The sequence below is a fragment of the Acinetobacter sp. YH12254 genome, from assembly GCF_013417415.1.
GTDB classification, from domain to species: Bacteria; Pseudomonadota; Gammaproteobacteria; order Pseudomonadales; family Moraxellaceae; genus Acinetobacter; species Acinetobacter pseudolwoffii.
The window spans coordinates 167323-177364 of sequence record NZ_VPEB01000007.1 but is presented as its reverse complement, the minus strand read 5'-3'; the positions used below and the strand labels follow the sequence as shown (position 1 = coordinate 177364).

Here is a 10042-nt window from a genome sequence, read left to right as displayed (position 1 = left end):
TTTATGGCATTTATCACATCGCTTTATTAGAAAGATTCTGTCACACACCGTCTGCGTTGTTTTGAATAAGAAGCTTGGCCATTCGCCAATTCAACTCGAAAAACTCATTTTAAGTTGAGATTGGCGTAAAAAGTATATTTTTTAATATTCAGCCTAATCTTTTTCCCAATTTATCGTTAATATGAGTCTGTCTCTTCTTTTATGGTGCTCAACGCATGCAGGCCATTATTCTTGATACCGAAACGCATACTTTAAATGGTCAACCCATTGAAATTGCCTATGCGCCTGTCGCAATTGTAGACCATAAAATCAGTATGGATAAAAGCCGCCTGTTTGATCAGCTCTATTCATGTGACGAACCCATTTCTTTTGCCGCCATGGCGGTGCATCATATTCTGGAGTCTGACCTGGAAGGTCAGCCACATTACAGTACCTTTCGCCTGCCAGATGAAACGATTTATATGATTGGTCATAATATTGATTATGACGTTCGTGCCGTCGAAAAATGTGGGGTAGATACCTCGAAAATTAAAGCGATTTGTACACTGGCTTTAGCACGTCGGGTCTGGCCAGATGCAGAAGCACATAATATTTCTGCACTGATTTATATGATTACCAAAGGCAGTGAACGAGCACGTGAAATGATCCGTAAAGCGCATCGTGCCGATATGGATATTATTTTAACTGCCAACATCCTGATGCATATCGTACACCACCTGAAAATTAACAGTATGCAGGAGCTGTTCGATGCTTCTGAAGATGCCCGAATTCCACGTATGATTAACTTTGGTAAACATCGCGGTAGCGCAATTGCAGAGCTTCCTGCCGACTATGTGCAATGGCTATTGCGCCAAGATGAACTGGATCCTTATTTGCGTAAGGCTCTCGAAAATACAGCGATTAGTACGCTTTAAAATCCTTAAAACAAGTATCTGTTTTTTAATATATTCTTCATATTATTGTAATTATCCCAGACTATGCTCTAGCTGAATTTAGGGAACAACTCATTCAGCTATGATGCATTTTTATAAAACTCCACGTGGGGTCGAGGTGCTACAGAATCGCTCTATCCCCTTGACCGCACGCCAACGCCGCTTATTGGTGCTAATCGGCAGCAAAGATTTTGATCTGTTACATGAGAGATTAAAGCAGCAACTAGCTCCCGCCGAGCTTTTAGAGCAACTTTGTGAAATGGATTTAATTGTTCCGGCTCACACCAGCATAATATCAAACAGTCCACATCAGACCGGCACAGAAGTCGATACCAAAATCAATTTGGCGCATTCCGAGATTTACCGTCCCTTAAATTCACCTCTGCCCGTCCCTTCTGTAACCGAGAACCGCAAAAACCTCCTAGTTCCTATCGAAGAGCTGCAAGAAAACTCATCTATTGAAACAAATCCAGACAATCAACCCCATCTACCCGAACCGCAAGCTTTATCTTTTGAAGACCTCAAATATATGATGATGGAAAGCTTACAAAAATATTGTGGCTTGATGGCCAAACAGCAAATTCAGCATATTTTACAGGTACAGGATGTGCGCAGTTTAAAAATGTGCCAAATACAGTGGATCACCTCACTGCAGGAAAGCCGACTTCCTCCGCAAGAATTGAATTACATTCTAAAACAGATCAATTTTTCTTTGGCACAATTACAGCAAAATCAAGCTCATGAATAAGCATGTCTTAGTCTTTTAAACTCTTAAATGAGTGACTTTAGCAATCAAGCAGATTTAGATTTCAAATATAGACAATTGATTTTACACTATATTTATATTATCTCTAAATTTAAATCCTGAAATATCAGACTTAAGCGGGATAGAAAAAACCTGAAAATCTCGCCATATAGTGATCATTAAAATCCGCTTGGTTGCTATATGCCACATTATTTAGAATTCGATGCGTTTGATAACCCCATGCAACTGAGCAAGGTGGGCAATTGGGTCATTACCTTTTTAAGTCCGGCTGAAGAACTGGAACTTGTGCAACTGGCAATTACCTATGTACTGCCCCGCCAGCTCAGTGACAGTTTACAACCGCGACGTGTAGTGATTCAAAAAAGCCCTATCGAATACTATTGGCTGATTCAAGCCATTGAATGTTTTGACAGTAATACTCGTCAGGAAATTTCTTTAAGCCCCGAACATATCACCGCTCAGCAAACCTTAAAACAGATTCTGCAAGAATTTGAAAAATATGATGTGAATGTACAACTTAAGTACATCTGATTTCTGGCTCACCTCGGTGGGCTTTTTTATTAATAGGGGATAAATTCTGCTTTTCTGCATTCATTAAAAACTCACCAGGAAGGTGAGTTTTTAATGGCTAAACCTGTAATATCGGATAGATGGACTCAATTTTTTCACCTTTGTATAATATATTGATCCAGTTACTCTACGACTTTATAAATATTTGAAGACTTTTGACTTTCAAATAACAGTTCAATACTCGGTAAAATAGTTTCGCCATCTACCACGATATGTTCAATTTTTTTTACCAGATCAATTGCATCATGCTGATGTTGCTCTGCAAATGAACGTAATAAAGCTTTCGCCTCAATGACCTTGCTAAATTGGTCTTTCACCTTTATATCAATAATCTTTGACATTTCTCTCTCCTTTCTATTTTCTAAGTTTCCATTTTTTATATCACACTTAAATCGCTTATTTAACGTCAAGATGTTAGCGAATTTGGCAATGTAAACTTTTTTATATGAATCAATTAGAAAAGAAATTATCTGGAATCATTAAACAAAGCTTTATAACAGACATTAAAAAAGCTCGCATTGCTGCGAGCTCTGTGTTGGATGGCTAGTGCTAGATTTATTGTTTGGTGATCAACATCAAACTCAACTAACTGTCATTGATCCGTCCAACTTATCGGTAGCGTCTTATTGGTTTTACGACCTACCATGAATTCAATATAGCAACATTTTTCAGACCTACAAGCCCTCTTTACACTTCTAAAAGAAGACTCATACAAGATTTAAATTGTCATTTTTCAAAACTAAATTATGATATTTCAGGCTTATTAATTTCCAAATATTATTCTTTTTAGAAGAAAATATTTTTAGCATAAATATATGATTTCTATAAAATTTTAATTTAAGTTAATTTAGCTCAATATGTGTTCACATCATCCTTTATTAATTTATTCAGTTTTTTAAAATTTATTTTTTTAAATTATTGAGAATAATAAGCGCTACTCAGAAATTAGCGAACCTCTACAGGAACCGCTGTAATTAGCCGAATTAAAAGTAATTTTCTTATAGATATAATCCATTGTTATTTTGAACATAAAGCACTAATTTTTATTTAAAATGTACTGTATAAACACACTTACAAGCATAACAATTTATAAAATCAAATCAGTTATAAAACAACAGTGTAATAAAGTCACTCATATACAATAAACAAATGTACTCAAACCCGATCTTAAATCGATCAAAAAAAAATCTATATTTTAAAAAAAGGTATATTGCGATGACTCATCCAGATGAAAAAATTAATGAAGAATTTCCAGAAGAGGAATTGGATCCACAAGAAAAACAGGATCGAGAGATGCAGCGCGGTCAGCTGGGCGTAGATAAAGACCCTCAGGTAAAAAGAGACCAAATCCGTCAACAACATCAGGATGAAGAGGAACAGAATCCTTAATATTCATATTATTGAGTCTGCTCCTTTGAGATTAGGATCAAGTGTAATACTGTGCCCGCTTTTTAGAAAATCGGTCAAGCTGCTTTAAGAATCCCTCAAAGTAATCTTTCTGTTTTTCTTCAGTTCGATAACCTGCATATAAAGTACGGCGTAAGCCTTCAGGGGCTACACAATCCAGACGGCGCGAAGTCACCCAGCCCTTCTGTTCATATTCATTTACCACCCAATCTGGCAATGCCGCAATCCCACGACCACTGGCAACAAGCTGAATCAGCATTTGAGTCAAATCGGTCGTCCGAATCTGTTTTGGCAAAATATTCGCAGGAATAAACAAGCGTGACATGATATCCAGACGATGCTTATCTACCGGATAAGTTACTAATGTTTCTTCTGCCAGTTCCTGCACCGTAATCTCTTGGGCACGTACTAAAGGATGTGTATTAGACAACACCAAACGTGATTCATATTCAAATACCGGGAAATATTCCACACCTTTGAGTGCAATCGGATCGGCAGTAATCAGTAAGTCAAACTCGCCCGTTTGTAACAATTCATGCGGATTGGCTTCAAAGCCCGAAGCAAAATCCAAATCAACATCTGGATATTGGATACGATACTGATTCAAAAGTGGCATTAGCCAGTCAAAACAACTATGACACTCTGACGAGAATATAATACGGCCTGTCTGTCCATGCACAATACGTGTGATATCACTTTGCGCTATCTGTACTTGTGGTAGCACATCATCAGCCAGTTTCAACAAACGTAAACCTACATTAGAAAAACTCACAGGGCGACTACGGCGATTGACCACTTCAACCCCGAACCATTGATCGAGTTCGCGCAATTGGTGAGACAAAGCTGAAGGTGTTAAACAGAGATCTCCTGCTGCTGCAACCAGTGATCCATGTTCTCTTAGCGCTGTCAGTGTTTTTAAATGTCGTAGTTCTATCATATGGCTTACCCAAAAAAATACAGAAACCAGCTACTCAAGCTTGGTGAATAGCATAATCTATTTCAGAATAATCACTTCAATATTTTCACGTTTAAATTATTTTAATGAATTTTACTCAACAAATAATCTGTTCAAAAATGGGTTTATTAAAACATTTGAGTTATTTCATCCTCAAGATATTCAAGAGTCGTACTCTGCATTGCAATCAGCTCTCGTATTCAAAATATTCAAAGCCGTTGTGAATTAGCGTATCAAATCAAAATATAGAATCAGAATAAGTAAAAGAAAATGAGCATGTCATTTGTTTGTCTGAAAACTTTTAAGATTATTTTTGAGCAGTATCGAATAAAGTGAAAAGACAGAGTTTGAGATTCGATTTAAGCAATGCAATCTATATGGTGGCACTGAATAAAAAGTTTTATGAAAAGCGATCTGGTATAAAGATTTAATTTAAAGAGATTTTTATGTTGTAAGAAATAAGAAAATGGTGCGCTCAGCGGGACTCGAACCCACGCCACAGGCTTCGGAGACCTGTACTCTATCCAGTTGAGCTATGAGCGCGCGATGCACATCATAACAAAAAAAATCATAAGGTAAAGCAACTATCTATAACTTCGTCATTTTATGCTTAGACTTTATACAATGTTCCAAAACAGCAACACAGAATTCCATGTGAATCACTTGGCTTATTTTCCAAGATCACTCACAATATCTCAACTTTTCACCATTTGAGATATTCATGACTGATGCACTGATCTTAAGAGATGTGTCAAAGACCTATCGCAATGGCTTTCAGGCATTAAAAGGAATCAACTTAAATGTACCAGAAGGTGAGTTTTATGCACTTCTGGGGCCAAATGGCGCCGGAAAATCCACCACCATCGGTATTATCAGTTCATTAACAAAAAAAACCGCCGGCATAGTCGAAATTTTCGGTCACAACCTGGATACCCACCCCTCCCAAGCCAAACAGTGTTTAGGTGTGGTTCCTCAGGAATTTAACTTCGCCCAGTTTGAAAAAACTTTCGACATTCTGGTGACGCAAGCCGGCTATTACGGTATTCCTAAAAAAATTGCACAGCAACGGGCTGAACTCTATCTGACCAAGCTGGGCCTATGGGAAAAACGTGCAACGCAGGCGCGTATGCTGTCGGGCGGTATGAAACGTCGCTTGATGATTGCACGTGCCATGATGCATGAACCGAAACTTTTGATTCTGGATGAGCCAACTGCGGGTGTCGACATCGAATTACGTCGTTCAATGTGGGAGTTTTTGAACGAGATGAATGAGCAAGGGACATCCATCATTCTCACCACCCACTATTTAGAAGAAGCCGAAATGCTGTGTCGCCGCATTGCGATTATCGATCGTGGTGTGATTAAAGAAGACACCAGCATGAAGAGCTTCCTAAGTCAGCTGAATGAAGAATCCTTTATTTTTGATCTTGCAGCACCGATTGAACCTTTGCATCTGGAGATTATCGGGGTACGTTTTAATTTAATCGACCCGATGACCTTAGAAATTACCATGGACAAGGCACATAGCATGAATGATCTGTTCCAGCTATTGGAATCACAGAATATTCAGGTACGCAGTATGCGTAACAAATCCAATCGTCTGGAAGAGCTTTTTGTCAAAATGGTCGAAAAAAATCTGGATGGAGCTGCGCAATGAACATTAATCAACTCAGCGTAGCTTTATATACCATTGTATATAAAGAAGTCCGCCGTTTTATGCGGATCTGGCCGCAAACCTTGTTACCACCTGCCATCACCATGAGCTTGTATTTCGTGATTTTCGGCAATCTGATCGGTTCGCGGATTGGAGACATGGGCGGCTATAGCTATATGGAGTTCATTGTGCCCGGTCTGATCATGATGGCCGTGATTACCAACAGCTATGCCAACGTCTCTTCCAGTTTTTTCAGTTCAAAATTTCAAAAGAGTATTGAAGAGCTGGTCATGAGTCCGGTACCGATGCATGCCATTCTTTGGGGACATGTGCTGGGCGGTGTGATTCGTGGAGTACTGGTGGCGATTATTGTTAGTGCCGTGAGTTTGTTTTTTGCAGATCTATACATTACCAACTGGTTTGTGACGATTTATACCGTATTGATTACCTCCCTGCTGTTTTCTTTGGGTGGTTTTATCAATGCCGTCTATGCCAAATCTTTTGATGATATTTCGATTATCCCGACCTTTGTTTTAACGCCACTGACTTATTTAGGCGGTGTGTTTTATGCAATTTCTGCCTTAAGTCCATTCTGGCAAAATTTATCTTTGATCAACCCTGTGGTGTATATGGTCAATGCCTTCCGCTATGGCATTTTAGGACATAGCGATGTCAATGTAACTGTTTCACTTGCAGTGGTCACCTTATGTTGCGGCCTGCTCTATGCATTGGCCTATCATTTACTCTCCCGTGGTTCAGGAATGCGTGAATAATGAGTGTAGAACAATCTCTCCTTGGTAAAGACACCAATTACCCGACAGAATATCAGCCTGATGTTCTGTTTCCAATTTCGCGCGCGCCTGCCCGTGAACAATACGCACATGTTGAAGCGATTCAGCAAGGCACCGACTGGTGGCATGTTTTTGAAATTTCCTGGTTAAATTCAGCCGGTGTGCCGCAAGTCGCAATTGGACGGATCAGCCTGCCTGCTTCTTCGCCGAATCTGATTGAATCCAAATCACTCAAGCTCTACTTTAATAGTTTGAATTTTGCCAAATTTGAATCTCAAGCTGACTTTATCGCCACGGTGGAAAAAGATTTATCTGCTGCGGCTGGCGCAGAGATTACGTTAGATTTATTTCAGGTTGATGACTTGGAAGTTGCCAAGCCTGAAGGCATCTGCATTGATGAACTAATTCCGGAACGTCTGGAAAATCATCCTGATGCGAGTCTTTTGGCTCTGGATGCGAACCATACCGAAGAAGTTGAAATCCAGCTGTATTCACATTTATTAAGAAGTAACTGCCCAGTCACTGGACAACCGGATTGGGGTACAGTATTTATACGCTATCAGGGCAAAAAACCTTGTTATAAGAGTATTTTGGCTTATATTATTTCTTATCGTCAGCATAACGGTTTTCACGAACAATGCGTGGAGCAGATGTTTGCCGATCTCTGGCAACAACTGAAACCGGAAAAGCTGATGGTCTACGCAACCTATACACGCCGCGGTGGATTGGATATTAACCCTTGCCGTGTATCGGATTTAACATGGATGCCTCGCCCTATTCGATTAGCGCGACAATAAAAACATTGAGGTTTAACAATGCCATTTTTTGGTTTTATTCCTTCTGCAGAGCTTTTAAATACAATTCAGACTGCACAACAAAATAAAAATTCAAATGAGCCGCTTTACCCACTTCGTGATAAAACCGCATTGATGATTAATGATGAAATTATTGATGCGATTCTCACGGAACTGGTGCGTCGTTTTCCTGCAAGTGATAAGCGCGATACTGCGGAAAAACTGGCGGGCTATATCAAGTCAACTGTGGCGGTATTGCTGAAACAGTTATTGAGCAAAGCGCCGAATGATGTGGTGAAGCAATCTATTGCTTTCTCTGAACGTAGTCTGTTTAAAGACCCTGAAGGACAAATCCGTATTGGTGAGTCGCTGGATGCCAATCTGGTGACCAATTTAAAACATCATTATGCGGAACTAAGAGCCGGTCAGAGTATCGACAAACAAATGTTTAGCAACCTGTATAAGCAGTTTGGTGAAGCGACGGTACGTCACTTTATGGTCGATTTTAATAAAACCTTAGATCTCGGCATGATCAAACGCAAGGCAGCAGATATTGGTGCTTCTGCTGTGATTAAGGCCATCAATATGGCTGCAGATAAAATCATTCTCAATCTGAACAAGGATGAGCTTCGCGCCATGGCTGAATATCATGACACCTTGTTCTATACAGAATAGGTCTGCATAGAATCATCTAAGAGTGATTTTTTGAAATTAGCCTGACTTCGGTCAGGCTTTTTTATGTTCAATGAAATAGCTTGTTACAGATAAGCAGCTCCACAAGGCAAACTGACGCAAAAACAACCAGTCTTTCACTATTTTTGTATATGCATCTAGGTCTCTTAATCATCCGAATGTTATCTTTAATCTGGTTTTTACAGCCTCATGATTGAAAAAATTTCTCAATCTTTTTCATGGCATGATTCAAATAACATTGCCCGCAACTTATCAAAAATTGGAAATCGTACCAAGATGTTGAAATCGAATTTTTATAAAAAATTTAAACAGCTTTCAATCGCATTGACCGCATTAGGTCTCAGCAGTTTCAGTCTGGCCAACGATTTCCAATCTCATCCCTCTTATGCCAGTTTTAAACAGACTGCCATGCAAAATTATGGGCTGAGTGCCCAGCAAGTCGATTCAGCCATGAACGGGGCGCGTAACCTGCCCAATATCATCAATATTATGAATCGTCCAGGTGAAAGCAAGCCTTGGTATTCTTATAAAACCAACTTTCTGGCTGAGTCGACCATTCAACGCGGTGTGCGCTTTAAACAGCAATATGCGGAAACGCTGAATCGCGCTGAACAGCAGTTTGGTGTACCACAGTCAATCATTCTCGGGATTTTAGGGGTAGAAACCGGCTTTGGTACCAATAAGGGTTCTTTTGTCACCCGTGATGCGCTGGCCACCTTAGGTTTTGGTTATGAGCGTCGTGCCCAGTATTTTCAAGATGAACTGGCGGCATTAATTGCCTGGTCTTATAAAGATGGCGTTTCAGCTTCTTCTATCGTCGGCTCTTATGCAGGTGCGGTCGGTTATCCACAATTCATGCCAAGTAATATTCCAAAATTCGGCGTGGACTACGATGGTAACGGACATATTGACCTGCGTAATTCAGCAGTAGATGCGATTGGCTCGATTGCCAACTATTTAGCCCAGCATGGCTGGCAGCGTAATCAACCGATTGCTTTTCCGGCCCGTTATAGTGGCTCGAACCCGGATGCGGTAATTGCCAAAGATCTGACTCAACCTAGCCCATATGGTGTGTTAAAAACACAAGGGATTAGCCCAATGAATCCTATTGTTCAAATTGACGATCTAGACTTGGTCAATGTAATTCAATTACAAGAAAATTATGGGCATATTTACTATATTACTTATCCAAATTTTCAAGTGATTACTACTTATAATCGCAGCCGAATGTATGCCACTGCATTGTGGTTATTAGGTACAGAAATTACTAGCCGTTAACATGAGAATTTAATACAAATTATTAAAGTCAACATTTTTATGAGTGATTATGAGCAAATATTGATCAATTTTAATATTGTGTTACAATATTGATCATATTTTAATCACTCATTGTTTATTTTAAGTTCTTTTTTAAACTATTTTAATTAAATACTAGACAGGATATTGCAGGCATGAATATTATCCATTTCGTTAAATGTAG

11 protein-coding genes, 1 tRNA gene and 1 pseudogene are annotated in these 10042 nt (G+C 39.4%); 10 read left to right on the top strand and 3 right to left on the bottom strand.

The window, feature by feature from the left end:
* The 4 genes and pseudogenes from FTV29_RS07555 to FTV29_RS07540 all read left to right on the top strand — a co-directional run.
* Window positions 1–118 (top strand): annotated as a pseudogene (locus FTV29_RS07555) (IS982 family transposase); the annotation flags it as partial.
* Between the two features lie 97 nt (window positions 119–215).
* Entirely contained in the window at window positions 216–914 is a 699-nt protein-coding gene (locus FTV29_RS07550) for a 3'-5' exonuclease (RefSeq protein ID WP_180075285.1), read from the top strand.
* A gap of 100 nt (window positions 915–1014) precedes the next feature.
* A complete protein-coding gene (locus FTV29_RS07545; RefSeq protein ID WP_005097504.1) occupies window positions 1015–1680 on the top strand; it encodes a hypothetical protein in 666 nt (221 codons plus the stop codon).
* 198 nt (window positions 1681–1878) lie between these two features.
* Window positions 1879–2229 carry a hypothetical protein gene (locus FTV29_RS07540; protein WP_005097506.1) on the top strand — a complete coding sequence of 117 codons (351 nt, stop codon included), beginning with the start codon at window positions 1879–1881 and terminating at the stop codon, window positions 2227–2229.
* Between the two features lie 161 nt (window positions 2230–2390).
* Here the strand turns inward: FTV29_RS07540 and FTV29_RS07535 are convergent, their stop codons facing one another.
* Window positions 2391–2609, bottom strand: a complete 219-nt coding sequence (locus FTV29_RS07535; RefSeq protein ID WP_005097507.1) for a hypothetical protein — start codon at window positions 2607–2609, stop codon at window positions 2391–2393.
* Between the two features lie 874 nt (window positions 2610–3483).
* Between FTV29_RS07535 and FTV29_RS07530 the strand changes: the two genes are divergently transcribed.
* Window positions 3484–3657 (top strand): hypothetical protein, encoded by a 174-nt coding sequence (locus FTV29_RS07530; RefSeq protein WP_005097508.1) that lies wholly within the window; start codon window positions 3484–3486, stop codon window positions 3655–3657.
* A gap of 37 nt (window positions 3658–3694) precedes the next feature.
* Here the strand turns inward: FTV29_RS07530 and FTV29_RS07525 are convergent, their stop codons facing one another.
* Together FTV29_RS07525 and FTV29_RS07520 are read right to left on the bottom strand one after the other, a co-directional pair.
* A complete protein-coding gene (locus tag FTV29_RS07525; protein ID WP_005097509.1) occupies window positions 3695–4612 on the bottom strand; it encodes a LysR family transcriptional regulator in 918 nt (305 codons plus the stop codon).
* A gap of 485 nt (window positions 4613–5097) precedes the next feature.
* Window positions 5098–5173: transfer RNA gene (locus FTV29_RS07520), tRNA-Arg, on the bottom strand.
* A gap of 178 nt (window positions 5174–5351) precedes the next feature.
* On the opposite strand from FTV29_RS07520, the gene FTV29_RS07515 reads away from it, so the two are divergent.
* The 5 genes from FTV29_RS07515 (at window position 5352) to mltB (ending at window position 9840) form a co-directional block, all read left to right on the top strand.
* Window positions 5352–6287 carry an ABC transporter ATP-binding protein gene (locus FTV29_RS07515; RefSeq protein ID WP_100357432.1) on the top strand — a complete coding sequence of 312 codons (936 nt, stop codon included), beginning with the start codon at window positions 5352–5354 and terminating at the stop codon, window positions 6285–6287.
* Window positions 6284–7057 carry an ABC transporter permease gene (locus tag FTV29_RS07510; protein WP_005097525.1) on the top strand — a complete coding sequence of 258 codons (774 nt, stop codon included), beginning with the start codon at window positions 6284–6286 and terminating at the stop codon, window positions 7055–7057. Before FTV29_RS07515 ends, FTV29_RS07510 begins: the two co-directional genes overlap by 4 nt.
* Window positions 7057–7872 (top strand): NADPH-dependent 7-cyano-7-deazaguanine reductase QueF, encoded by an 816-nt coding sequence (gene queF / locus FTV29_RS07505; RefSeq protein WP_180001202.1) that lies wholly within the window; start codon window positions 7057–7059, stop codon window positions 7870–7872. Before FTV29_RS07510 ends, queF begins: the two co-directional genes overlap by 1 nt.
* A gap of 18 nt (window positions 7873–7890) precedes the next feature.
* Window positions 7891–8544 (top strand): hypothetical protein, encoded by a 654-nt coding sequence (locus FTV29_RS07500; RefSeq protein WP_074383325.1) that lies wholly within the window; start codon window positions 7891–7893, stop codon window positions 8542–8544.
* 294 nt (window positions 8545–8838) lie between these two features.
* Window positions 8839–9840, top strand: a complete 1002-nt coding sequence (gene mltB, locus FTV29_RS07495; protein ID WP_180075284.1) for a lytic murein transglycosylase B — start codon at window positions 8839–8841, stop codon at window positions 9838–9840.
* Window positions 9841–10042: the final 202 nt, after the last annotated feature.